The sequence below is a fragment of the Pseudomonas zhanjiangensis genome, assembly GCF_041027545.1.
Lineage (GTDB): Bacteria > Pseudomonadota > Gammaproteobacteria > Pseudomonadales > Pseudomonadaceae > Aquipseudomonas > Aquipseudomonas zhanjiangensis.
Window position 1 is genome coordinate 97,933 of the sequence record NZ_JBFTEG010000005.1, and the last position, 25,791, is coordinate 123,723.

At 58.6% G+C, this 25,791-nt stretch carries 21 protein-coding genes; all 21 read left to right on the top strand.

Annotated elements, in window-relative coordinates:
- The first annotated feature begins 10 nt into the window (after positions 1–10).
- A complete protein-coding gene (gene pheA / locus AB5S05_RS08735) occupies positions 11–1,105 on the top strand; it encodes a prephenate dehydratase (RefSeq protein ID WP_369287223.1) in 1,095 nt (364 codons plus the stop codon).
- 96 nt (positions 1,106–1,201) lie between these two features.
- Positions 1,202–2,311 carry a histidinol-phosphate transaminase gene (gene hisC / locus AB5S05_RS08740; protein WP_369287114.1) on the top strand — a complete coding sequence of 370 codons (1,110 nt, stop codon included), beginning with the start codon at positions 1,202–1,204 and terminating at the stop codon, positions 2,309–2,311.
- A 47-nt stretch (positions 2,312–2,358) separates the two neighbouring features.
- Positions 2,359–4,566 carry a bifunctional prephenate dehydrogenase/3-phosphoshikimate 1-carboxyvinyltransferase gene (locus AB5S05_RS08745; protein WP_369287224.1) on the top strand — a complete coding sequence of 736 codons (2,208 nt, stop codon included), beginning with the start codon at positions 2,359–2,361 and terminating at the stop codon, positions 4,564–4,566.
- Positions 4,563–5,252, top strand: coding sequence for a (d)CMP kinase (gene cmk / locus AB5S05_RS08750; RefSeq protein ID WP_369287115.1), 690 nt, complete (start codon positions 4,563–4,565; stop codon positions 5,250–5,252). The genes AB5S05_RS08745 and cmk overlap by 4 nt, the downstream gene beginning before the upstream one ends.
- A gap of 151 nt (positions 5,253–5,403) precedes the next feature.
- Positions 5,404–7,083, top strand: a complete 1,680-nt coding sequence (gene rpsA, locus AB5S05_RS08755) for a 30S ribosomal protein S1 (protein ID WP_369287116.1) — start codon at positions 5,404–5,406, stop codon at positions 7,081–7,083.
- A gap of 357 nt (positions 7,084–7,440) precedes the next feature.
- Positions 7,441–7,725, top strand: a complete 285-nt coding sequence (gene ihfB / locus AB5S05_RS08760) for an integration host factor subunit beta (protein ID WP_090444703.1) — start codon at positions 7,441–7,443, stop codon at positions 7,723–7,725.
- Between the two features lie 503 nt (positions 7,726–8,228).
- Positions 8,229–9,506 (top strand): Wzz/FepE/Etk N-terminal domain-containing protein, encoded by a 1,278-nt coding sequence (locus AB5S05_RS08765; RefSeq protein ID WP_369287225.1) that lies wholly within the window; start codon positions 8,229–8,231, stop codon positions 9,504–9,506.
- Between the two features lie 276 nt (positions 9,507–9,782).
- Entirely contained in the window at positions 9,783–11,072 is a 1,290-nt protein-coding gene (locus tag AB5S05_RS08770) for a Wzz/FepE/Etk N-terminal domain-containing protein (protein WP_369287117.1), read from the top strand.
- A 246-nt stretch (positions 11,073–11,318) separates the two neighbouring features.
- A complete protein-coding gene (locus AB5S05_RS08775; RefSeq protein WP_369287118.1) occupies positions 11,319–12,806 on the top strand; it encodes an MBL fold metallo-hydrolase RNA specificity domain-containing protein in 1,488 nt (495 codons plus the stop codon).
- Positions 12,807–12,988: 182 nt separating this feature from the next.
- Positions 12,989–13,513 carry a transcription/translation regulatory transformer protein RfaH gene (rfaH, locus tag AB5S05_RS08780; protein ID WP_369287119.1) on the top strand — a complete coding sequence of 175 codons (525 nt, stop codon included), beginning with the start codon at positions 12,989–12,991 and terminating at the stop codon, positions 13,511–13,513.
- 397 nt (positions 13,514–13,910) lie between these two features.
- Positions 13,911–15,278, top strand: a complete 1,368-nt coding sequence (locus AB5S05_RS08785; protein ID WP_369287120.1) for a phosphohexomutase domain-containing protein — start codon at positions 13,911–13,913, stop codon at positions 15,276–15,278.
- A gap of 227 nt (positions 15,279–15,505) precedes the next feature.
- Positions 15,506–16,504: a UDP-N-acetylglucosamine 4,6-dehydratase (inverting) gene (gene pseB, locus AB5S05_RS08790; protein ID WP_369287121.1), complete on the top strand. Its 999-nt coding sequence runs from the start codon at positions 15,506–15,508 to the stop codon at positions 16,502–16,504.
- Between the two features lie 3 nt (positions 16,505–16,507).
- The gene (gene pseC / locus AB5S05_RS08795; RefSeq protein WP_369287122.1) at positions 16,508–17,668 is read left to right on the top strand and encodes a UDP-4-amino-4,6-dideoxy-N-acetyl-beta-L-altrosamine transaminase; all 1,161 of its coding nucleotides are present in this window, start codon (positions 16,508–16,510) and stop codon (positions 17,666–17,668) included.
- Positions 17,665–18,360, top strand: a complete 696-nt coding sequence (gene pseF, locus AB5S05_RS08800; RefSeq protein ID WP_369287123.1) for a pseudaminic acid cytidylyltransferase — start codon at positions 17,665–17,667, stop codon at positions 18,358–18,360. Before pseC ends, pseF begins: the two co-directional genes overlap by 4 nt.
- A gap of 1 nt (position 18,361) precedes the next feature.
- Positions 18,362–19,474, top strand: a complete 1,113-nt coding sequence (pseG, locus tag AB5S05_RS08805; protein WP_369287124.1) for a UDP-2,4-diacetamido-2,4,6-trideoxy-beta-L-altropyranose hydrolase — start codon at positions 18,362–18,364, stop codon at positions 19,472–19,474.
- Positions 19,475–19,476: 2 nt separating this feature from the next.
- Entirely contained in the window at positions 19,477–20,130 is a 654-nt protein-coding gene (locus AB5S05_RS08810) for a formyltransferase family protein (RefSeq protein ID WP_369287125.1), read from the top strand.
- Positions 20,123–21,172 (top strand): pseudaminic acid synthase, encoded by a 1,050-nt coding sequence (pseI, locus tag AB5S05_RS08815; protein ID WP_369287126.1) that lies wholly within the window; start codon positions 20,123–20,125, stop codon positions 21,170–21,172. Before AB5S05_RS08810 ends, pseI begins: the two co-directional genes overlap by 8 nt.
- 116 nt (positions 21,173–21,288) lie before the next feature.
- A complete protein-coding gene (locus AB5S05_RS08820) occupies positions 21,289–22,158 on the top strand; it encodes a hypothetical protein (protein ID WP_369287127.1) in 870 nt (289 codons plus the stop codon).
- A gap of 5 nt (positions 22,159–22,163) precedes the next feature.
- Positions 22,164–23,450 carry a lipopolysaccharide biosynthesis protein gene (locus AB5S05_RS08825; protein ID WP_369287128.1) on the top strand — a complete coding sequence of 429 codons (1,287 nt, stop codon included), beginning with the start codon at positions 22,164–22,166 and terminating at the stop codon, positions 23,448–23,450.
- A 209-nt stretch (positions 23,451–23,659) separates the two neighbouring features.
- Positions 23,660–24,439: an acyltransferase gene (locus AB5S05_RS08830; protein ID WP_369287129.1), complete on the top strand. Its 780-nt coding sequence runs from the start codon at positions 23,660–23,662 to the stop codon at positions 24,437–24,439.
- 53 nt (positions 24,440–24,492) lie between these two features.
- Complete coding sequence (locus AB5S05_RS08835) at positions 24,493–25,779, top strand: hypothetical protein (RefSeq protein ID WP_369287130.1); 1,287 nt, start codon at positions 24,493–24,495, stop codon at positions 25,777–25,779.
- Positions 25,780–25,791 lie beyond the last annotated feature (12 nt).

The window sequence follows — 25,791 nt, forward strand, 5'->3', positions numbered from 1 at the left end:
GACGGATGCGATGTCCGAGCAGGAACTGCAGGCCCTGCGCCTGCGCATCGACAACCTCGACGAGAAGATTCTCGAGCTGATCAGCGACCGTGCGCGCTGCGCCGAGGAAGTCGCGCGGGTCAAGATGAAAGCCTTGCCCGAGGGCGAGAAGCCGGTGTTCTACCGGCCCGAGCGCGAGGCCCAGGTGCTCAAGCGCATCATGGCGCGCAACCAGGGGCCGCTGGACAACGAGGAGATGGCGCGCCTGTTCCGCGAAATCATGTCCTCCTGCCTGGCCCTGGAGAATCCGCTGAAGGTCGCCTACCTTGGCCCTGAAGGCACCTTCTCCCAGGCGGCGGCGATGAAGCACTTCGGCCATGCGGTGGTCAGCGTGCCGATGGCGGCGATCGACGAGGTGTTTCGCGAAGTGGCCGCCGGTGCGGTCAACTTCGGTGTGGTGCCGGTGGAGAATTCTACCGAAGGGGCGATCAACCACACCCTGGACAGTTTCCTCGAGCACGACATGGTCATCTGCGGCGAGGTCGAGCTGCGCATCCACCACCACCTGCTGGTCGGTGAAACCACCAAGACCGACAAGATCACCCGCATCTATTCCCATGCCCAGTCCCTGGCCCAGTGCCGCAAGTGGCTGGATGCCCACTACCCGAACGTCGAGCGCGTGGCGGTGTCGAGCAACGCCGACGCGGCCAAGCGGGTCAAGAGTGAGTGGAACAGCGCGGCCATTGCCGGTGACATGGCGGCCACGCTCTACGGTCTGACCAAGTTGGCGGAGAAGATCGAAGACCGCCCGGACAACTCCACGCGCTTCTTGATCATCGGCAGCCAGGAAGTGCCGCCGACCGGCGACGACAAGACCTCGATCATCGTTTCCATGCGCAACAAGCCGGGCGCCCTGCACGAGTTGCTGGTGCCGTTCCACAACAATGGCATCGACCTGACCCGTATCGAGACGCGGCCGTCGCGCAGCGGCAAGTGGACCTATGTGTTCTTCATCGACTTCGTCGGCCACCACCGCGACCCGCTGATCAAGGATGTGCTGGAGAAAATCAATCAGGAGGCCGTGGCGCTCAAGGTGCTGGGGTCCTATCCCAAGGCGGTTCTCTGACACGAGCGGCGCAGGCATGCAGCGGTCTTGCGCGGGTGGCCGTCGCCGCACCCGTGCCGACTGCGATAGTGCTGCGCCGGACTTCGAGGCATTGTTATGAGTTGTGATTTCCTCGCCCTGGCCCAGCCAGGCGTGCAAAAACTGTCACCCTACGTGCCGGGCAAGCCGGTGGACGAACTGGCTCGCGAGCTGGGCCTCGATCCGGCGGGCATCGTCAAGCTGGCCAGCAACGAGAACCCGCTGGGCCCCAGCCCCAAGGTAGTGGAGGCGATCCGCGGCGAGCTGGCCGAACTGACCCGCTATCCGGACGGCAATGGTTTCGCCCTGAAGAGCCGCTTGGCGGAGCGCTACGGCGTAACGCCGCAGCAGGTCACCCTGGGCAATGGCTCCAACGATATTCTCGAACTGGTGGCCCGCGCCTACCTGGCGCCGGGCTTCAATGCCGTGTTCAGCGAACACGCCTTCGCCGTCTACCCGATCGCCACCCAGGCCGCTGGCGCGCAAGGCAAGGTGGTTCCGGCCAAGGATTTCGGTCATGACCTGGCGGCGATGCTTGCCGCCATCGACGCCGACACCCGGGTGGTGTTCATCGCCAACCCGAACAATCCGACCGGTACCTGGTTCGGCCCGCAGGCGCTCAGCGACTTCCTCGCCGCCGTGCCGGAGCGGGTGCTGGTAGTGCTGGACGAGGCCTATATCGAATATGCCGAAGGGGGCGAGCTGCCGGATGGCCTCGACTACCTGGCGCGCTATCCCAACCTGCTGGTTTCGCGCACCTTCTCCAAGGCCTACGGCCTGGCCGCGTTGCGTATCGGCTACGCGATCAGTTCGGCGCAGATTGCCGACGTGCTCAATCGCGTGCGTCAGCCGTTCAACGTCAACAGCCTGGCCCTGGCCGCGGCTTGCGCCGCGCTGGACGACACCGAATACCTGGCGAAGAGCCGGCAGCTGAACGATGCCGGCATGGCCCAGCTGGAAGCCGGCTGTCGTGCGCTCGGCCTGGGCTGGATCGCGTCCAAGGGCAATTTCATCGCCATCGATTTCGCTCGCGACACCACGGCGATCAATCAGGCCCTGTTGCGCGAAGGGGTGATCGTACGGCCGGTGGCCGGCTACGGCATGCCCAACTACCTGCGCGTATCCATCGGCTTGCCCGAGGAGAACGCGCGCTTCCTCAAGGCGCTGGCCAAGGTATTGGGCGCGTGAGTGGGTCCAAAGCCGTTGCCCAGGCTCAAGGCAAGGCCGGCGGCGCGCTGATCGGTCGCCTGGTGGTGGTCGGTCTGGGCCTGATCGGTGGTTCGTTCGCCAAGGGCCTGCGCGAGCGCGGCCTGTGCCGGGAGGTGGTGGGCGTCGATCTGGACCCCGAGTCGCGGCGCCTGGCCGTCGAGCTGGGGGTGGTCGATCGCTGCGAGGAACAACTGGCCGCCGCCTGTCATGGCGCCGAGGTGATTCAGCTGGCGGTGCCTATCCTTGCCATGGAGAAGCTGCTGGCCGAGCTGGCCAGGCTCGACTTGGGCGATGCGCTGCTGACCGATGTGGGCAGTGCCAAGGGCAACGTGGTGCGCGCCGCGCGCCAGGCCTTTGGCGAGCTGCCGGCGCGTTTCGTGCCGGGCCATCCGATTGCCGGCTCCGAGCAGAGCGGGGTAGAGGCGGCCAATGCCGAGCTGTTCCGCCGGCACAAGGTGATCCTGACGCCGCTGGAACAGACCGACCCACAGGCCGTGCAACTAATCGACCGGCTCTGGCGCGAGCTGGGCGCCGATGTCGAGCACATGCAGGTCGAGCACCATGACCAGGTGTTGGCGGCAACCAGTCATCTGCCCCACCTGCTGGCATTCGGTCTGGTCGACTCGCTGGCCAAGCGCAGCGAGAACCTGGAGATTTTCCGTTACGCCGCTGGTGGCTTTCGCGATTTCACGCGGATTGCCGGCAGCGACCCGGTGATGTGGCACGACATCTTCCTCGCCAACCGCGAAGCCGTGCTGCACAACCTGGACCTGTTTCGCGACGACCTCGACGCCTTGCGCGACGCAGTCGACGCAGGGGACGGGCATCAACTGCTGGGCGTGTTTACCCGCGCCCGCGTGGCCCGCGAGCATTTCAGCAAAATTCTGGCCCGTCGGGCCTATGTGGACGCTATGCACTCGAATGATCTGATTTTTCTGGCCAACCCTGGCGGCACACTTTCCGGGCGGATTCGCGTGCCCGGCGACAAATCCATCTCGCACCGCTCGATCATGCTTGGCTCCCTGGCCAAGGGTGTCACCGAGGTCGAGGGCTTCCTCGAGGGTGAAGACGCCCTGGCGACCCTGCAGGCCTTCCGTGACATGGGGGTGGTCATCGAGGGGCCGCACCACGGCCGGGTGACCATCCATGGCGTCGGCCTGCACGGCCTGCAGGCGCCGCCCGGGCCCATCTACTTGGGCAACTCCGGCACCTCCATGCGCTTGCTCGCCGGCCTGCTGGCCGGGCAGTCGTTCGACACCACCCTGACCGGCGATGCCTCGCTGTCCAAGCGGCCGATGAACCGCGTGGCCAAGCCGCTGCGGGAAATGGGTGCGGTCATCGAGACCGCGGCCGACGGCCGTCCGCCGCTGACCATTCGCGGCGGCCAGCGCCTTGGCGGCATGAGCTACGAAATGCCCATGGCCAGCGCCCAGGTCAAGTCCTGTCTGCTGTTGGCAGGGCTCTACGCCGCCGGGGAAACCTCGGTGACCGAGCCGGCGCCGACCCGCGATCACACCGAGCGCATGCTGCGCGGCTTCGGCTATCCGGTACGGGTCGACGGCAGTACCGCCAGCCTCGAATCCGGCCATGAGCTGGCCGCCACCCATATCGAGGTACCTGCGGATATTTCCTCGGCGGCCTTCTTCCTGGTGGCCGCCAGCATCGCCAAGGACTCCGAATTGGTCCTCGAGCATGTCGGCATCAACCCGACCCGTACCGGGGTGATCGATATCCTCAAGCTGATGGGCGGTGATATCAGCCTGGAGAACCAGCGTGAGGTCGGCGGCGAGCCGGTGGCCGACATTCGCGTGCGCTCGGCCCAGCTCAAGGGCATCGATATCCCCGAGCACCTGGTGCCGCTGGCCATCGACGAGTTCCCCGTGCTGTTCGTCGCCGCGGCCGTGGCGAGTGGGCGTACCGTGTTGCGCGGCGCCGAAGAGTTGCGGGTCAAGGAGTCCGACCGTATCCAGGTGATGGCCGACGGGCTGCAGGCGCTTGGCGTGCAGGTCGAGCCGACCCCGGACGGCATCATTATTGACGGCGGCACTATGGGTGGCGGTGAGGTCTACAGTCACGGCGATCACCGCATCGCTATGGCATTCAGCGTGGCCTCGCTGCGGGCCAGTGCGCCGATTCGCATCCATGACTGCGCCAACGTCGCCACCTCGTTCCCCAACTTCCTCGCCCTGGCGGCGCAGGTCGGCATCCGGGTTGCCGAGGAGGGCGCATCATGATCGCTCAGGCACCGGTAATCGCGATCGACGGGCCAAGCGGCTCGGGCAAGGGCACGGTAGCCGGGCTGTTGGCCAAGAAGCTGGGTTGGGGGCTGCTCGACTCCGGCGCGCTCTACCGTCTGCTGGCATTTGCCGCGCGCAACCATGGCGTCGATCTGACCAACGAAGAGGCCATGAAGGTGCTCGCCGCGCACCTCGACGTGCAGTTCGTCGCCGGCGGCAAGGGCCAGGGCCAGCGCATCATCCTCGAGGGCGAGGAGGTGACCGACTCGATCCGCAACGAGCAGGTTGGGGCGGGTGCCTCGCAGGTCGCCGCGCTGCCGGCGGTGCGCGAGGCGCTGCTGCAGCGCCAGCGGGCCTTCCAGGAAATGCCTGGGCTGGTCGCCGACGGTCGGGACATGGGCACCGTGGTATTTCCCGATGCGCCGTTGAAGGTGTTTCTCACCGCCAGCGCCGAGGAGAGGGCGCGGCGGCGCTACTTGCAGTTGAAGGCCAAGGGCGATGATGTTAATCTTGCGAGTCTTCTCGAAGAGATTCGTGCGCGCGATGAGCGTGATACCCAGCGCGCAGTGGCCCCGCTCAAACCGGCGGCCGATGCGATTCAGCTGGATTCCACGGAGTTGACAATCGAGCAGGTGCTTGAACGGATTCTGAGCGAAGTCGCCCTGCGCGACCTCGCCGGATGATCAGAGCCGCGGCTGCTTAAGCCGATGAGCTCGCAAGGAGGCATGCGGGAGACCAGTCCCAGTCCCGCAGGCCTCTTTTTACATAAACGTACCCACATTGTCTGGAGTGTGGTTTGGGCAGATTCCCTGCCCTGAATCAACAGGAATCAACATGAGCGAAAGCTTTGCAGAACTTTTTGAAGAAAGCCTGAAATCCCTCGACATGCAGCCGGGTGCCATCATCACCGGCATCGTGGTCGACATCGACGGTGACTGGGTTACCGTGCATGCCGGCCTGAAGTCCGAGGGCGTCATCCCGCTCGAGCAGTTCTACAACGATGCTGGCGAGCTGACCATCAAGGTCGGTGACGAAGTCCATGTCGCGCTGGACGCGGTTGAAGATGGCTTCGGTGAAACCAAGCTGTCCCGCGAGAAAGCCAAGCGCGCTGAGTGCTGGATTGTTCTGGAAGCAGCTTTCGCTGCCGAGGAAGTGGTCAAGGGCGTTATCAACGGTAAGGTTAAGGGCGGCTTCACTGTCGACGTTAACGGCATCCGTGCGTTCCTTCCGGGTTCCTTGGTCGATGTCCGTCCGGTGCGTGATACCACCCACCTGGAAGGCAAAGAACTCGAATTCAAGGTCATCAAGCTGGACCAGAAGCGCAACAACGTTGTCGTTTCCCGCCGCAGCGTGCTGGAAGCCGAGAACAGCGCCGAGCGCGAAGCTCTGCTGGAATCCCTGCAGGAAGGCCAGCAGGTCAAGGGTATCGTCAAGAACCTCACCGACTACGGCGCGTTCGTGGATCTGGGTGGCGTCGACGGCCTGCTGCACATCACCGACATGGCCTGGAAGCGCATCAAGCACCCGTCCGAGATCGTCAACGTTGGCGACGAGATCGACGTCAAGGTCCTCAAGTACGATCGCGAGCGTAACCGCGTATCGCTCGGCCTGAAGCAGCTGGGCGAAGATCCATGGGTTGCCATCAAGGCCCGTTACCCGGAAGGCACCCGTGTCATGGCGCGCGTCACCAACCTGACCGACTACGGCTGCTTCGCAGAGCTGGAAGAAGGCGTGGAAGGCCTGGTGCACGTATCCGAAATGGATTGGACCAACAAGAACATCCACCCGTCCAAGGTCGTTCAGGTCGGCGACGAAGTGGAAGTTCAGGTTCTGGATATCGACGAAGAGCGTCGTCGTATCTCCCTGGGTATCAAGCAGTGCAAGACCAACCCGTGGGAAGACTTCTCCGGCCAGTTCAACAAGGGCGACAAGATCTCCGGCACCATCAAGTCGATCACCGATTTCGGTATCTTCATTGGTCTGGATGGCGGCATCGACGGCCTGGTTCACCTGTCCGACATCTCCTGGAACGAAGCCGGTGAAGATGCCGTTCGCCGCTTCAAGAAGGGCGACGAGCTGGAGACCGTTATCCTCTCCGTTGATCCGGAGCGCGAGCGCATCTCCCTGGGCATCAAGCAGCTGGAAGACGATCCGTTCTCCAACTACGTTGCCGTCAACGACAAGGGCACCATCGTTCGTGGCACCGTGAAGGAAGTGGACGCCAAGGGCGCTATCATCGACCTGGGCAACGATATCGAAGCGACGCTGAAAGCCTCCGAAATCAGCCGTGACCGCGTTGAAGACGCGCGCAACGTGCTGAAGGAAGGCGAAGAAGTCGAAGCCAAGATCATCAGCGTCGACCGCAAGAGCCGCGTGATCAGCCTCTCGATCAAGTCGAAAGACGTTGAAGACGAGAAGGAAGCGATCAAGGAAATGCGTAAGCAGGAAGTAGAAGTGACCGGTCCGACCACCATTGGTGATCTGCTCCGTGCACAAATGGAGAAGCAGGGCTAATCCCCAGCCAATCCTGAAAAGGGCGACTTCGGTCGCCCTTTTTTGTGCCTGCGATTTGGTCTTGGCGATCGCCGGGCTCAGTCCGGCAGGTGTCTGGCGTGGGGCGGCAGCGAAGCCGGCCTGCTGGTGTCGATCTGCGCTCGAAATGCGGTATAGAAGGTGGTCGAGCGGGCTCGCGCAGCTGTTCCGGGCGGAGGCCGAGGAGCGTCTATCGGCTCGTTCTATTGCTTTGCCGTGTCTGGCGAGTGGCCGGGGCTTTTTCTAACACCTTGTTTTTCGGGCTATTCAATCGCGCCGCAACATGCTACAAACAAAACAGGTCAAGTGATCTAGCCGCTTGAAAACGAAGGGAAAACCATGACCAAGTCGGAGTTGATCGAGAGAATTGTCACCCATCAGGGACAGCTTTCATCCCGGGATGTCGAGCTGGCCATCAAAACCATGCTGGAACAGATGTCCCAGGCACTGGCGACTGGTGACCGCATCGAGATCCGTGGCTTCGGCAGCTTCTCCCTGCACTATCGCGCCCCGCGCGTGGGCCGCAATCCCAAGACCGGCCAGTCGGTGCGCCTGGATGGCAAGTTCGTCCCGCACTTCAAGCCGGGCAAAGAGCTGCGTGATCGGGTAAACGAAGACGAATAGGACGCGTCGATGCGAGGCGAGTCTTTTCTGCTGACCGGCTGCTAGCTAGTGCCGTCTGCGCACTCCCGAGCATCAATGGCAGGGAATTCTGTCGGCTGCTCTCGTTGGCTGGCGGGCACTTGGTCCGCCGTCTGCTCATTTCTTGAACCTGTATGAGCTTCCCGTCGGGGCCCGGCAATTGCTGTGTGGTTGGCCAGTGTGAGCCTTGTGCTCGACACCACTGCTATTGGGGGGCAAGTGATCAGGCGCTGCTCAGTCATGCTGGCGCGAAATCCATTCTGTTGCTCCTGTCCTTCACGGCACTGCCACGGCTCTGCAAAGGGGAAGGGCGTCGATAGCCAAAGCGTTTCGGCATTGCTCGCGGCAGGTCACGGTTGTCGTGGAACGTTTCTGGGAAACTATTGCCATAGGTGGCTCATACGCGCAGAAGGATGATGCAGCGCCTGGCGGCGAGGTATCCAGGGATGGTGGCATAACTGGTATCTGTTGGAGTTCGTTTGAATATGCAAGACCTATCACCGCAGCCTTTGCGCGATGACGAAATCGATCTCGTCGAGCTGATTCAGTCGCTGTTCCGGCAGAAGTACCTGATTCTTGTCGTTGCAGGGCTGGTAACCCTGGCGGCGGCGGCCTACGCCTTTTTCGCCACGCCGAGCTACGAGGTGCAGAGTGTGCTGCGCCCCGTGGAGCAGGGCAGGCTCGACGAGTTGAATGGCACCGGCATCTACCAGCTGAGCCCTGATGAAGCCTTGGGTCGGGTCGCGGTCGGCCTGTCATCCTATGAGGCGCGCTTGCAGTTCTTCCGCGATCACCAGGCGCTGTTCGCCGGCTTGCCCGACTCGGGGCGAACGCTGGAGCAGGCGTTCGAGGAGTTCAACCGCTCGGCGTTCAGCATGCTGCAGCCCGATCCGAAGAAAACCAATAACCTCAGCGGTTATGTCGGACTCTCCCTCACCTACCCCGAAGGGGTCGATGGCGTGGCGGTGGTCAACGGTCTGGTTTCTGCGGTGATCCAGGCCGAACGCCAGCGCGTAGCGGCGGACCTGCAGGTGCTGATAGCCAATCGCCTGGCGGCCTTGGATAACAACATCGAGGCGGCGCGAGCGAGTTATGAGGCGAGCAAGCAGGCACAGATCGCGGCGCTGCTGGAAGAGGATGCGTTGCGCAAGGCGCAACTGCGCGATGAACTGCAGGCCCTGCGTGTTGAACTGCAGACGCGGCGAGAGAATCGTATCAAGCAGCTCGATGAGGCCACCCAGATTGCCGAGTCGCTGGGCATCAACAAACCCACCACACCTTCGGCCATGGCCGACGCTCGAGGCCAGGGCCAGGTTTACCGCACCGAGGTCAACAGTCGTGAAATTCCCCTGTATTTCATGGGTGTCCAGGCGCTGAGCGCCGAGCGGCAAGCCTTGCGCGAGCGGGAGTCGGATGACTTCAGTGAACCGCGGATTGCCGAAATAGAGAAGGAGCTGGCATTGCTCGGGAACAACCGTCAGGTGGAGATTCTCGAGCGGCGCAAGGATGAAGACCTGTACCTCAAGGATCTTGCGCAGTGGCGCCAGGAGGCGGCGCAGCTAAAGGGGATCAGGTTCGACAGCGAGGATCTGCAGTTGGTGCGGATCGATCGTGTCGCGCTCGAACCGCTGGCACCAGTCAACCCGAAGAAGGTGCTGGTCATCGGGTTGGGCGGCATCGCCGGGTTGATGCTCGGTGTGTTTCTGGCTTTGGTGCGCAATCTGATGAGAACGAGGGGCGGGAAAGTTTCGTCCACGCAATAGGCCTCGGCCACTGGATCGGCCTTTTGTCGGGGTTGTGATCAGGCTCACAACTATTCCACTGGTCGGCCCGCCTGGTTTGGGATCCTGTCAAGACTTGCATTGTTTCTGGTTGCTGGCAGAATGCCGCCAGCCGACAGCCTCGTAACCAGCTGGACTCGCTCTATTCCGGGGTTTTGGAGAAGGCGCAGACAAGTTGATGAGGGCAGTCGCGCGGCACCAAGGACCGCTGCCCAGGCTTGAGCGGCCCCGTATTTCTCTTGAAGATGGATCTTAGTCGTGAACGCAATCTCTCCAGTAGCGCATCCAGCCCCCAGCGATGAAATCGACCTGATTGCGCTGGTCCAGTCGCTTTGGAGGCAGAGGCTGCTGATTGGCCTGGTCACTCTATTGACCGGTGTCTTGGCTGCGGCCTATGCCTTCATCGTCACCCCCGAGTACCAGGTTCAAAGCGTATTGCGCCCGGCGCTGATCAAGGATCTGGATGGCCTGAATCGCACCGGTGTGTATAAACTCACTCCAGCCCAAGCCATGCAGCGTGTCGGTGCCGCATTGGATTCCTATGAGCGCCGCCTAGAGTTCTTTCGCGCCAACCAGGGGCTGTTCGAGGCCTTGCGCGAACCGGGTCGGAGCCTCGAGCAGACCTTCGAGAGCTTCAACCGGGACGCATTCAAGATGCTCCAGCCTGACCCGAAGAAGACCGATAACCTCAGCGCCTTCGTCGGCATCCAGTTGACCTATCCTGCGGATATCAATGGCGTAGCCTTGGTCAACGGTCTGGTTGAATTCGCCCTGGCTTCCGAGCGGGAGCGGATTGCGGCCGACCTGGCCACGCTGGTCAAGAATCGCCTGCATCACCTCGATTTGCAGATTGCTGCGGCCCGCGCTAGCTACGATGCCAGCAAGGAAGCCAAGATTGCCGCGCTGCTGGAGGCCGATAGCCTCAAGCGAGCAAAGCTGCAGGATGAACTCAAAGCTTTGCGCCAGCAGCTCAGGACCCGACGCGATAACCGTGTTGCCCAGCTGGATGAAGCGATTCGTATCGCCAAGTCGTTGGGTATCGGCAAGCCGACGACGCCGTCGGCGCTGGGTGAGGGCGAGCGAGCGAGCCAGGGCAGTGTGATCCGCACCGAAGTCAATAATCAGCAGATTCCGCTGTATTTCATGGGCAGCGAGGCCTTGGAGGCCGAGCGCAATGCGCTGTTGCAGCGTCGTTCCGACGATTTTACCGAACCGCGTATCGCGGAAATCGCCAAGGAGCTGCAGTTGCTGGCGCAGAACCGCCAGGTTGAAGTGCTCAACAAGCGAGAAAATGAGGACCTGTTCCTCAAGGATCTGGCGACCTGGCGCGAAGAGGCCGCCCGTTTGCGTAATCTGCAATTCGAAGTGGCCGGCCTTAAATTGGTGAGCGTCGATCAGGTGGCGGTCGACCCGCTGAAACCGATCAAACCCAAGAGGGCCTTGATCCTCGCATTGGGCCTGGTGCTTGGCGGCATGTTGGGGGTGTTTATCGCGCTGTTGCGCAATATGGCGCGTCGCATCCCCAAGACGGCTAACTCGGCCTATTAACTGAACGCTTAGCGCTACGGCTAATGCTTTGGTGGTAGGGCGCCCCGACGAGTATTGCTATAGGGTGCAGGTGCGCAAGCAACCTGCATCAAGCGGCCCTGAGCCTTCTATGCATTCGTGACGGCGAGGGCATAGCCGCCGCTCGTTAGGCGTCATGGGCAGTGGCTCTGCAGATACAAGCAACGGACCGCCCTGGCGAGTTACTACTGGCCAGCCATCGTTAATGGATTAACAGAGATCGACGTCATGGATTACCCGGTTATTCGCCATCACGGCGCCAAAGACGGCGTGACCGGCTCCTGCCACCAGTTGCTGATGGATGAACAGCACAGCGTGCTGATCGACTGCGGCCTGTTTCAGGGGGCGGAAACCTCTGCCGATGGCAAGGCGGGGGCCGATCGCCTGGCGATCGAGTTTCCCCTGGAGACGATCAAGGCGCTGGTCGCCACCCATGTGCATATCGACCACGTTGGGCGTATTCCCTATCTGCTGGCCGCGGGCTTCAAGGGCCCCATCCTGTGTAGCGAGCCTTCCGCCAGGCTCCTGCCGATCGTCCTGGAGGACGCCTTCAAGCTCGGCGTCAGTCGTGATCAGCGACAGGTCGAGCGCTACGTCAGGTTGGTCGAACAGCGCATCATTGCTTTGCCCTACCAGACCTGGTTCACCTTGCAGGATAGCCAGAGCCTCAGTTGCCGGATCCGCCTGCAGCGAGCCGGGCATATCCTCGGTTCGGCCTATGTCGAGATCGACCTGCATTACCGCCAGTCCGGGGCGAAGCGTCGCATCGTCTTCTCCGGCGACCTGGGCGCGCCCCATGCACCGCTGCTGCCGGCGCCAAGGCCGCCCTACCGCGCCGATATCCTGGTGATCGAGAGCACCTACGGCGACCGCCTGCATGAGGATCGCCGCAGTCGACGTCAGCGTCTGGAGGATGTCATCGAGCAGGCGCTGGCCGACCAGGGCACGCTGCTGATCCCCGCGTTCAGCATCGGCCGCACCCAGGAGCTGATCTACGAGCTGGAAGACATCATCCACCGCAAACTCAAGCTGGGCAGAGCCGGGCAGGGCGTGGCCGTGGACGAGCCCGCGAGTGCCAAGGCCGGCGGGTCCAGCGTCGACTGGCCCCAACTGCCGATCATTCTCGACTCGCCCCTGGCCAGCCGCTTTACCCAGGCCTACCGCGATCTGCAACCCTTCTGGGGCCAGGAGGCGCTGCAACGCGTCAAGCAGGGCCGCAACCCGCTGGGCTTCGCGCAGCTGATCACGGTCGACAGTCACCGGGAGCACGAGGCCATGGTGCGTCACCTGGCTCAAACCGTTCGTCCGGCCATCGTCATTGCGGCGAACGGAATGTGTGGCGGTGGTCGAATAGCCAATTACCTCAAGGCCATGCTGCATGACCCGCGGCACAACCTGCTGTTCGTCGGTTACCAGGCCAGGGGAACGCCCGGGCGCGCCATCCAGACCCATGGCGCGCGGGGCGGTTATGTGGATCTGGACGGGAAGCGCTATGAGATTGGCGCCAAAATTCATACCATAGGCGGCTATTCCGCCCACGCCGACCAGAAGGGGCTGCTCGGTTTCGTGACCCGAATGCGTGATTGGCCCAGCCAGGTGCGCATCGTTCACGGTGAAGCCAGGGCCAAGAGCGAGCTAGCCGAGCGCATCCAGGCCCGCTACCGGCAGGCCAAACGGAGCGTGGAGGTGGTCATCCCTTCTGGCGCCGACCAGTAACTCGCCTGGCGGTCGGAGGGGAGCTGGCGGCTTAATGAAGAGGTGGCTTCGCGCTCATTTGGAGCGTCCGATCCATTGGCATGAGGCAATGGACCATTCGATGCGGCCGGTAGCGTCAAACCGGCGGCCAACAGGAGTACAGGGTCGGCCCGGCAAGCGCCACCGATACAGTTGTTTAGCCTATGAATGCAAGTGCGACACAGATTCGCTGCCGTGAAGAGCAGGCCTCGGCCTGGTACCTCGTGCAGTGCAAGCCCCGTCAGGATGAGCGCGCGGAAGACAACCTGCTGCGCCAGGGCTACGCCTGCTACCGTCCGCAGCACAGCCGCGAACGGATACTGCGTGGCCGGCGACAAACCATCGCCGAATCGCTGTTCCCCGGTTACCTGTTTATTCAACTGGCTGCCGATGGCAACTGGGCGCCGTTGCGCTCGACCCGTGGCGTCAGTCGCGTGATCGGCTTTGGCGGCATGCCGCTGCCCGTGGACGACCGTTTGATCAAGCAGCTACGACAACGCGCCGCAGCGGGCATCGAGCAACTGTTCCAGGCCGGCGATAGGGTGCGTATCACCACAGGCAGCTTCGCCGAGCTCGACGCGATATTCACGGCGATGGATGGCGAGCAGCGGGTGGTCCTGCTGCTCAACCTGCTCAGCCGCCAGCAACGCATCAGCGTGCCGCTGGCAAGCATCAAAAAGATAGATTGAATGCACCTCGGCATTGGCCGGGGTCAAGGTTTCACCCTGGCCAGGCCAGGACAATTCAAGCAATGACGTTCTCAGGAAACCAACGGTAAATCCTGGGGCGGTAGCGTGTCTGATCCAGCTGCTGCACCACTGGAGGCTGGCAGCGCTTTTAAACTTGTAGGAGCGGCTTCAGCCGCGAAAAACGCAATACAGCTGGCGGAAACCATTAATCGCCACGCAATGAGCGCGCAATCGGCAGCTTAGCCGACTGCCAAGATACCAGCGGGCACGCAGCGTCGGGCTGGGTCAACGAGAGCCCCCGAGGGCTTCCCCGCTCAAGCTACAACGAACACCCGGCAAGGGTGACTGAAATGCACCGGAGCATAGGCTCCTGAAATGGTGAAGGTCGAATTACCGAATGACTCAGCTTACTTGCTTTAAGGCCTATGACATCCGCGGCCAACTCGGCGCAGAACTCAATGAAGACATCGCCTACCGCATCGGTCGCGCCTACGCGCAGTTCCTCGATGCCAGGAAGGTGGTGATCGGCGGCGACATGCGCCTGTCCAGCGAGCCGCTCAAGCAGGCCCTGGCCAATGGTCTGATGGACGCCGGCTGCGACGTTATCGATCTAGGCATGACCGGTACCGAAGAGGTCTACTTCGCTGCCTTTCACCTTGATGTCGACGGTGGCATCGAGGTCACCGCCAGCCACAACCCGATCGACTTCAACGGCATGAAGCTGGTACGCCGTGGCGCCCAGCCGATCAGTGGCGACACCGGCCTCAAGGACATCCAGGGCCTGGCCGAAGCCAACGACTTCCCAGCAGTCGCCCAACGCGGCCAGCTCACCCGCCAGAGCTGCCTCGACGCCTACATCGAGCACCTGCTCGGCTATCTCAATGCCGCCCAGCTCAAGCCGTTGAAGCTGGTGGTCAACGCCGGTAACGGCGCCGCTGGCCACGTCATCGACGCCCTGGAGCAACGCTTCCAGGCCATGGGTGCTCCGGTCGAACTCATCAAGGTGCATCACCAGCCGGACGGCAACTTCCCCAACGGCATTCCCAACCCGCTGCTGCCAGAGAACCGCGCCGCCACCGCCGATGCGGTCAAGGCGCATAACGCCGACATGGGCATCGCCTGGGACGGCGACTTCGACCGCTGCTTCCTGTTCGACGAAAACGGTCGCTTCATCGAGGGCTACTACATCGTCGGCCTGCTCGCCGAAGCCTTCCTCAACAAGGAGCCGGGCGCCAAGATCATCCACGACCCGCGCCTGACCTGGAACACCATCGACATCGTGGAGCGGGCAGGGGGCCAAGCCATCCAGAGCAAGACCGGCCACGCCTTCATCAAGGAGCGCATGCGCAAGGAAAACGCCATCTACGGCGGCGAAATGAGCGCCCACCACTACTTCCGCGACTTCGCCTACTGCGACAGCGGCATGATCCCTTGGCTGTTGGTGGCCGAGTTGATCAGCGTCCAGGGCAAATCGCTTGCGCAATTGCTCGACGAACGTATGGCCGCCTACCCCTGCAGCGGTGAGATCAACTACAAGGTCGAAGACGCCAAGGCGGTGATTCAGGCGGTGCTGGACCACTATGCCGAGCAGAGCCCGAAGCTGGATACTACCGATGGCATCAGCCTGGAGTTTGCGGACTGGCGGATGAGCCTGCGCTCGTCAAATACCGAGCCATTGTTACGTTTGAATATTGAGGCTAGGGCTAACCCTGCGTTGGTTGCCGAGCAGGTCAGTTCCGTTGAGCGCATCTTCCGCTTTTCCTGAAACCAAGTTGCTCTCGTTATTTTTGTGCCCTTAGCAGGCAACGTTGTGTCAAACAGACATAAAAAAGCACGCCCCTGAATTTAATCATGGCAGTTCAGCTTGCTCCCCCTACAGCTCTTTTCCTGATATTGCTCTGGAAGTTGCAAACCTATGTCAGGCTTCATTTCGAGCCATATCGCTTACTAAAACCCTGAAACTTTCCAGGTTTCAATCAAAGGTACTGTTGCATGTTCGATAACGCATCCATTCTCATCACTGGCGGCACCGGCTCTTTCGGTAATACCTTCGTGCCGATGATTCTGGCCAAATACAACCCCAGAAGAGTGATCATCTACTCCCGTGACGAGATGAAACAGTGGGACATGGCGAAGAAGTTCGAAGGTGACCCCCGCGTACGCTTCTTCATCGGTGACGTGCGTGACAAAGACCGCCTGTACCGTGCACTGGATGGCGTCGACTACGTCGTGCATGCCGCAGCTACCAAGATCGTCCCGACTGCCGAGTACAACCCGTTCGAGTGCGTCAAGACCAACATCAACGGCGCCATGAACCTGATCGATGCGTGTATCGACAAAGGCGTCAAGCGTGTGGTCGCGCTGTCCACCGACAAAGCTAGCAGCCCAATCAACCTGTATGGCGCGACCAAGCTGGCTTCCGACAAGCTGTTCGTATCTGGCAACTCTTATGCCGGTGGGCATGACACCCGCTTCGCTGTGGTGCGCTACGGCAATGTAATGGGCTCGCGTGGTTCGGTGATTCCGTTCTTCATGTCGATCAAGGACAAGGGCACTTTGCCGATCACCGACGAGCGCATGACTCGCTTCATGATTTCCCTCGAAGAGGGGGTCGAACTGGTCTGGCATGCCTTCGAAGACATGGAAGGCGGCGAGATCTACGTGAAGAAAATCCCGTCCATGAAGGTGACGGACTTGGCTCGTGTGGTCGCCCCCGAGGCCAAGCAGAAAATCATTGGCATTCGCCCCGGCGAGAAGCTGCACGAGCAAATGATCAGCGCTGAAGACTCGTATTACACCTACGACTATCCCGAGCACTACAAGATCCTGCCGGTCATCAACAACTGGTCGTCTTGCGAAAAGCGCATCAAGGACGGCAAGAAAGTTCCCGAAGGCTTCGTCTACTCCAGCGATAACAATACCGAGTGGATGAGCGACGAAGAACTGCAGGCCTGGATCGACAAGAATCGCGAAAAGATCGGGAGCATCTGAATCATGATCCCCTACGGTCGCCAGGAGATTACCCAAGCGGACATCGATGCCGTCGTCGGTGTACTGCAGTCAGACTTCCTGACTCAGGGCCCGATGGTCCCCCGTTTCGAGCGGGATGTGGCGAAACACGTCGGCGCCGAGCACGCGCTGGCGGTCAACAGCGCCACCTCGGCGCTGCATATAGCCTGTCTGGCATTAGGGCTTGGCCCCGGCGACCGCTTGTGGACCACCCCGATCACCTTCGTCGCTTCGGCCAACTGCGGCCTGTATTGCGGTGCTGAAGTCGATTTCGTGGATATCGACCCGCATACCTACAACCTCTGCCCCCAGGCGCTGGAGCGCAAGCTTGAGCAGGCCGAGCGCGAAGGGCGCTTGCCCAAGGTGGTGGTGCCGGTACACCTGTGTGGGCAGCCCTGCGATATGCAGGCCATCCGTGCATTGGCCCAGCGCTATGGCTTCAAGGTGATCGAGGATGCCTCCCATGCCATCGGCGGCAAGTATCAGGGCGAGTTCATCGGCAACTGCCGCTACAGCGATATCACCGTGTTCAGCTTCCATCCGGTGAAGATAATCACCACTGCCGAAGGCGGCATGGCATTGACCAACGAGGCCGAACTGGCCGACAAAATGGCCCTGCTGCGCAGCCACGGCATCACCCGCGATTCGGCGCTGATGACCCACGAGGCAGATGGCCCCTGGTACTACCAGCAGATCGATCTCGGCTTCAACTACCGCATGACCGAGTTGCAAGCGGCATTGGGCGTCAGCCAGATGGAGCGCTTGGACCAGTACGTCGCGCGTCGTCACCAGTTGGCCGAGCGCTACAACGATTTGCTGGCCGGGCTGCCCGTGACCACGCCTTGGCAGCATTCGGACAGTTACTCCGGGCTGCACCTGTATGTGATTCGTCTGCAGCTGGACAAGCTCCAGAAGAGTCATCGCCAAGTATTCGAATCCCTGCGCGAGCAAGGTATCGGGGTCAACCTGCACTACATTCCGGTGCATACCCAGCCGTACTACCAGCGCATGGGATTCAAACAAGGCGACTACCCACAGGCAGAAAGCTATTACAGTGAGGCGATCAGCCTGCCAATGTTCCAGACCATGAGCGAAGAGCAGCAGGACACCGTCATTGCCGCTCTGCGCAAGGCGGTCGATGCATGAGACTGGCGGTCATTCCCGCGCGTGGCGGCAGCAAGCGCATTCCGCGCAAGAACATCAAGTCGTTCTGCGGCAAACCGATGATTGCCTGGTCGATCGAAGCCGCTCAGCAGAGCGGCTGTTTCGATCAGATCATCGTCTCCACCGATGACGTCGAGATAACCGAAGTCGCGCGCCAGCACGGCGCAGCCGTGCCCTTTATGCGGCCCGCCGAGCTGTCGGACGATCACACGGGCACCATCCCGGTGATCCGTCATGCCGTCGAGTGGTTCAATGCCCAGGGGCGGGCGGTTGAACACGTCTGCTGCTTGTATGCCACCGCGCCCTTTGTCCGCGTCGAGGACATTCAGCGAGGATTGAAGATTCTCGATGAGACAGGCAGCGACTACGCCTTCTCGGTAACTAGCTATCCCTTCCCGATCCAGCGTGCCATCCGCATCACGGAGCAGGACAGGGTCGAAATGTTCAACCCCGAGCATTTCAATACCCGCTCGCAGGATCTCGAAGAGGCCTATCACGATGCGGGTCAGTTCTATTGGGGGCGAGCCAGCGCCTGGCTGCAAGGCAAAATGATCTTCAGCCCCGACTCGGCTCCTGTCCTCCTGCCACGTCATCGTGTGCAGGACATCGACACGCCCGAAGACTGGCTGAGGGCCGAGTGGATGTTCAAAGCCATGCAAGCCCAGAACGGCTGATATGAGTGCGATGAGAGTTGTATTTCGTGCCGATGCCTCTCTGCAGATCGGCAGCGGTCATGTCATGCGCTGCTTGACGCTGGCCGAGGCGCTGAGGGGGCGGGGGGCTGAATGCCATTTCATTTGCCGCGAGCATCCGGGCCACTTGTTGGAAGTGATTCGTCAACGTGGCTTCGCTGTGAGTGCATTACCCGCAGGTGTTTCTGGCTATCAACCAAGTGCCGAGCAAGGTGAACCGTTGCCTGCGCATTCGGCCTGGCTGGGATGCGACTGGCAGACGGATGCCCGGCAGACCTCCGAGGTTCTTTCCACCGTCCAGCCGGACTGGCTGGTGCTCGACCACTACGCGCTCGACCTCCGCTGGGAATCCGCCGTAAAGCCGCACTACCGGCATTTACTGGTGATCGACGATTTGGCCGACCGAGTACATGTCTGCGACCTCCTGCTGGACCAGAACCTCGGGCGCGAGGTGCACGATTACGCAGGTTTGGTGCCTGAGCATTGCAGCGTACTGGCCGGCCCCAAGTATGCGTTGCTGCGTCCGGAGTTCGCAGCGCTTCGTGAGTACAGCCTGCAGCGTCGCCAACAGCCCCAACTCAGGAACATCCTTATCACGATGGGCGGGGTGGACCAGCCCAACGCCACCGGTCAGGTTCTCGAAGCCCTGAAGAACTGCCCACTTCCTGATGACTGCCGCATCAGCGTGATCATGGGGCTACAGGCACCGTGGCTTAAGCAGGTCAAGGAGTTGGCTGTAACAATGCCTTGGCCCACCGAGGTGTTGGTCAATATCAACGATATGGCTCAGCGCATGGTTGACTGCGATCTGGCGATTGGCGCCGCGGGGAGTACTTCCTGGGAGCGGTGCTGTTTGGGAGTGCCAACTCTGATGGCGGTATTGGCAGACAATCAGGTGGAAATAGGCGAGGCTTTGAGTCGCCGTGGCGCCGCTGCATTGATAGGTAACCCGGTTGATAACGGCTTCAGGACGGAATGTATAGCACGACTTTCTGAGATCTTATTTGATGAAGATAAGCTAAAAGAACTGAGTCGCGCATCAGCTGCAGTAGCCGATGGTGCTGGAGGCAGGATAATAACTGAGTACATGTTTTGAAGATGAAAATGAACATTACTATTCTCTGTAGCTCGAAAACCCATCCGGTGAACGAAACGCTATGCCGGTGGGTGGAAAAAAATGACGGAACTCATGTTGTAAGGCTCGTGCGAAGTAAGAGTGAATTACACGGCGGAGATATACTTTTCCTGATCTCTTGTAGCGAGATAATCAGCGCGCAAGACCGAGAGAAATTCAAGAAAGTGCTGGTTATCCATGCCAGTGATCTTCCGAAAGGGCGTGGTTGGAGTCCGCATATATGGGAAGTAGTTAACGGCGCAAGTGAAATTGCCGTAAGTTTGTTGGAAGCGCAGGACAAAGTTGACAGTGGTGATGTTTGGAAGAAGCTCTGGATAGATATTCCAAGGCACGCGCTTTATAACGAGATCAATGATCTGCTATTCACGGCCGAATCCCAGTTGATGGACTTTGCCGTGGAGAATTTTTACACCATAACACCTCAGCCGCAGGACCCCGGCGCGGAACCAAGCTATCATCCGCGGCGGACGCCGGCTGACAGTGAGTTGGATCCGGAAAAATCCATTGCCAGTCAATTCGATTTGCTGCGCGTAAGTGACCCTGAGCGCTTTCCAGCTTTTTTCAAACTACACGGGCACACCTATAAGTTGGCCGTTGAGAAGGTAGACAATGAATAAATATATTTCGATTGCCGGTCGGAAGATCGGTGCAGATTTCTCTCCTTATATAATTGCCGAGATGTCTGCCAACCATAACGGCAGCATGGAAACCGCATTCAGGATTATCGAAGAAGCCAAGAAAGCCGGGGCGGATGCCCTCAAAATTCAAACCTATCGCCCCGACACCATCACACTAAAAAGTGATCTGCCGGATTTCCAAATCAAAGGTGGGCTCTGGGCAGGTAAAACACTCTATGAGCTTTACGAGTGGGCGCATACCCCTTGGGAGTGGCATGCTCCTTTGTTCGACTATGCGCGTCAGCTTGGTATCACAATCTTCAGTTCGCCGTTCGACAATACCGCTGTCGATCTGCTTGAAGACCTGAACGCTCCGGCATACAAAATCGCTTCCTTCGAGGCGGTCGACTTGCCCTTGATCAGATACGTGGCCAGCACCGGCAAACCCATGATCATCTCCACCGGCATGGCCGACGCCGAAGAGATCCAAGAAGCCATCGATGCCGCCCATGAGGGCGGTTGCAAAGAACTGGCAATTCTCCACTGCGTCAGCGGTTATCCAGCCCCAGCAGAAGACTACAACCTGCGCACCATTCCGGACATGTTGCAGCGCTACGGTCTGGTTACCGGGCTGTCCGACCATACCCTGGACAACACCACGGCCATCGCAAGCGTGGTACTGGGTGCCTCGATCATCGAGAAACACTTCACTCTGGATCGCAATGGGGGTGGCCCCGATGACAGTTTTTCGCTGGTGCCAGTGGAACTCGCGGCCTTATGCCAGGGCGCAAGCACTGCCCGGGCTGCACTAGGTCAAGTGGATTACGGGCGCAAGTCCAGTGAGCAGGGCAACGTGATGTTCCGTCGCTCCTTGTATTTTGTGCAGGATCTCAAGGCTGGCGAGCAGGTTACGGCAGATGCCGTGCGTAGCGTACGTCCTGGTTATGGCCTAGCTCCCAAACACCTGGAGAAGGTGTTGGATATGCGAGTTAAGCAAGATGTCCGCGCTGGATCGCCGGTTATGTGGGGGGTGATAGAATGACGGAGGTTCAAGTACCGGTTTCTAACGTTGTTACGTCGACAGGCGCAGGCCTGGGGCGCGTCAGTCGTCTACTTCGCAGTTTGACGGCACAGCCTGGTTATACATTGATGCGTGGAATGGCACGTTTTGCGTGGCTGCGTCAACTTGTGACTACAGCGCGGCGCAGCGTGCATGCGAGAAGTCGTGTGGTTTACAGGCGCCAATGCGAAGCTCGGATACAGGACACGTTATTCCCGAGACTCGATACAGCAAGGTTAGTCAAGGAGCTAAAAGAGTCCGGCCTTGCCTTCGGGTTGAAGCTACCTCCAGAAATTGTGGCCGCCATTAGTCAGTATGCAGAAAAAACTCCTTGTTACGCGGATCGTCAGGCATCGTGCGGCTTCACATTGGATCAGCGTTCTGAGGCCGAGCGCATTCTGGGCAAGCCGATACTGTTGGCCCAATATTTCAATACAATCGAAGCTTGCCCTGAAATCGCCAAGTTGGCGACTGATCCCGTATTGCAGACCATCGCCTGCGACTATCTTGGCTCAGTACCAACCTTTGTAGGGGCAAACTTGTGGTGGACATTTCCTGTCGATGCCCTCGCGTCGGATAGAGATCGGCATGCGCATCTGTTTCATCGTGATGTGGACGATTTCCGGTTCTTCAAGTTTTTCTTTTATTTGACTGATGTTGCCCTTGGTGATGGTGCTCACGTGTGTGTGAGTGGCTCTCATCAGAGACCGCCAAAATTAAGCTTTTCAGATCGTTGGAATATCAGACGTTACACTGATCAGGAAATTACAGGCCAATATCACGCGGTAGATATCCACGAAATCTGCGGAACGGCAGGTGAGGGTTTTGCGGAAAATACTCTGTGTATACATAAGGGTAGAACTCCGACCAAGGCCCCCAGACTCTTGCTGCAATTGCAATATGCCTTGTTCGACTATGGGGCTATGCATGACCGAAGAGAAGACTCGATCTTGCGAATGTTGTTGTGAGTAGAGTGGATAGCAATTCTTTGCTCTTCAGAGCGGCAGTTAAAATAGGGCATTGGCGGCAGCGGTTGTGGTATGTCCCTGTCTTGGCCTCGGCGATGGGGCTGATGATGTTGCGTCCGTTGCTGATGGCTCGTCTTCTCGATGTGCAGGGGTTTGCTCAATACAGCGCTGGCTTGCTTGTTTCCAGTTCGTTCTGCATGTTGGGTTGTCTGGGCTTACAAGCACTTCTGCAGCGCGAGATGCCAGTACAGCTAGTGCGGCGCCGAGAGCTGGCAGCAGCCATGCTATTGATGCAGTGCTTAATTGTGGCGTTGGTCTGCGCAAGCGTTGGTGTGCTGCTGTCAGCGTCGGGAGTACATTTTGCCGGTATGAGTCATGGCTTGCTCGCTTTGAGCGTCCTACATGGTTTGTCTCAGCAGGTGTTCTTGTTGGCTACGGTGGAAAGCCGCAGCCGTGGACAACCATTGCATTTTGCGAAGCAGAACTTTCAGCGTGCTGGGCTAGTGCTTTTAGCTGGGGTGGCGGCTGCGCGGTGGTTCGATGCTGCTGCGCCAGTCTTATTGGCGGAGACAGTGTTTTCCCTGTTGATATCCTGGCGAATCCTGTGGAATGCATGGCAAAGGTTGCGAATGGGGCTGCCGGCCCTTGTGCGACTGGCTGTTCGTAGGCTCGGGCGTCTTTCCTGGAGCAGCGCCCTGGCCTTGTTGGGGGTAATGGTCGTTGGTTTTTCCTTGATTAACATGGATCGTTGGATAGCGGCGAGCCTGCTTCCTGCCTCTGATTTTGCCCAGTATGCATTTGCCTGGATTCTGTTACTGATTGCTCAATCCACCCAATCCCTTATTAATGCGTCGGTATACCCGGCGTTGGCTCGAAGATTTGCCCGCGACGGTCAGGCTGCAAGTTTCCGTTTTGCTACCCAGATTGGCTCACTGCTATTACTGGGTGGTGCAGTGCTTGCGTGGCCTGCCTGGTGGCTCGCAAGGGCAGCCGTAGAGAGATGGTTTCCCGATTACCTTGTGGGAGCGGATTTACTTAAGATTTTCTTGCTAGTTGCTATTTTGCGTGTGGCTGATTTTTGGAGTAGCCATTTGATTATTATCGGACAAGAAAGGCGTTTGTTAATCATAAATTTGCTTGTTGCCGTCTTGGTAGGGGCTGTCTGGCTTGTTTTTGTTGAACCATGGACGCCAGGGTGGCTGAGCTTAAATAATTTGGCAGCGCTGGCAGTGAGCTTTGCCGCTGCAAATTACCTAGCTGTTTTTATCACGGCTTATAGCTCAGGAAGGTGAGTATTATGATTTCTGTTCGTCATTTGCGGAGCTTGTTCGTTTGGCGTTGGTGGGCGTGCTTGTGGCAGGCAAGAAAGGGCGTCCGTATACATCCTTCCGCTTTGTTGAGCGGGGGGGCGAAGCACTTTTTGCTTGGGCGTGGGACTAAAGTGGGCGCGCGCTGCCGACTGAACAGCAGCCGAGTTGGGCAGATTATAACAGGCGAGAGGGTGTGGTTATCCAACGACGTCGAAATAGAAACAGCAACGAAAGTCTATATTGGTGAAGGCACTAGCATTCAGCGTCGCTGCACCATTAATGGTGCAGTGCGTATTGGTGTGGGGTGTATTTTTGCACCCAATGTCTTTGTTTCGTCGGGTACTCATCCATTTCGAGAAGTACCTTGGCTACCCATTCGGGAGCAGGAAAAAAGAATAATTGCCGCTAATGGAAGTCTGGCGTCACTGGATCGTCCCGTCTGGATACAGGATGACTGTTGGTTGGGGATAAACGTGGTTGTTTGCCCTGGTGTGACCATCGGAAAAGGTAGTGTGGTAGGGGCTAATTCTGTAGTTGTGAGGGACGTTGCGCCGTACTCTGTTGTAGCAGGTGCGCCAGCGAAAGTAATTGGTCAACGGTTGGAGTGGTGTCCTAAGCAGTCAATAAGTGCTGACTGTGCGGAAGACGCTCCTTATGTTATTTCTGGCCTGTTACGCGCAGCTTGTGGTGATGTTCCTGCGGGAGTTAAGGTCACGAGTGAGGTGCCTTTTTGTGCGATATTGAATGTGGGGCTTGAAAGTTTTAAGGTTCGCTATCACTTGTATAGCACCGATGATGTTGAAGTAATGATATTTGGGGAGTTATACAGCGTTGGTGTTGGGTGTAGTGAGATTGAAGTTGCTGTTGAGCGCCTGAAGAAAGAAGGTGAAACGGTGTGTTGTGAACTCGCTGTGGTCTCGAAAAATATCATTGGGCGCTTGTTGGTTAGACGGATTGAGGCGCTCTTGTGACATGTTCTGTGTATAAGTTTTGTGGGTGTTGTTCAGTGTAATGGAGTTGCGCAGTGGTTAGGCACTTTATAATTACTTGGCTTGTCTATTGGGTGGCGATAGCTGTTCTGCCGGTTTCTTCGATTTATCCGGCGGTGGGGGAGGCTTTTCTTCTTCAACTTATGTTTGTGATTCTAGTGCTTGCAGGTTATGGCGTGATTAATGTCATTGCTAAAGCTCCTGCCCTTCCTCAGTGGGGAGGTCGGGAGGTCATGGATTCTAAAATTCTTATCTGTGTTGCTTTGGCTCTTTCTTTTGTAGGTACGGCTTTTCTCTTTTACGATAAGATTTATGTGCAAGGAATAGATTATTCGCGAGGAATCGCTTTTGCTAGGGAAGAGTGGCGAAGATTGGGCGAACATCGCGATGGTCAAATATCCTCTGCATTCAGTGTGTTGGGTTATTTGTTTTCTAGCGGATATTATGTTGCCGGGCTTTTAGTGGCGACTGTAAAGGGGGGGATGGGTCAGAGGTTTAGGTTGGGTGTGTTGGTGTGTGTGTTTGTTCTTTTGATGGCCAATTCATTAATATCTGGTGGGCGCTCAAATGTTCTGTTGTTGGCTGTTTTTTTTCTTGGTGCAGTGTCCTCGAGAGAGGGGTGGCGTTTCAGTTGTTTAGTTGGTAGTAAATTAGCGAGGGCCCTTTTGTTTTTTATGATGCTGTGGTCAGTATTTTATACGCTGTATGTTTTCTATCAAAGGGCGGAGGCGAGTAACTTGACGGCTATTGAGTATGTTTCTGGTTTTCTGCCTTTTTTGGGGTTGGAGATTGATCAGTGGTACGCGGGGGCTATGGGGGATAATTATTTATCTTCATTGTTGGCCATTGTGGTGTTGGCTGTAAGTTATGTTACGCATAGTTTTTCGACTACTGCGGCAATTATTGATGGCGTGCAAGAAGACAAGGTTATAGTCTTTCTGCATGCGATGAATATATTTTATAAGCTTGGTTTGGTTGCTCCTCCAGATAGTTCGTGGTTTCTTGCTGGGCGTTTCCCTTCTCTGCCTGGGGCCTTATGGTATCAGTATGGTGGTTTTTGCTTTCCGGTTTTATGTTTCTTTGTTGGTGTGGTTTGTGCTTTGGTAAGGCTTGTGTTTTTAAGGGCTCCAAGTAGTATCTTGGTGTTCTCACTGTATGTTTCCTCTTATGCTGTTCTTGTACTTTCTCCTGTACTCCTTGCCTTGGATTTTATGAGTTTCCCATTTGTGATCTTATCTTTTATTCAGATTGCAATGTTTGCCTGGTTTGTTGGTCTTTTACGGAGGGCTTTCGGAAGGCCTGCAAGGATACAGTTACATTAACTTTTGGTGTCT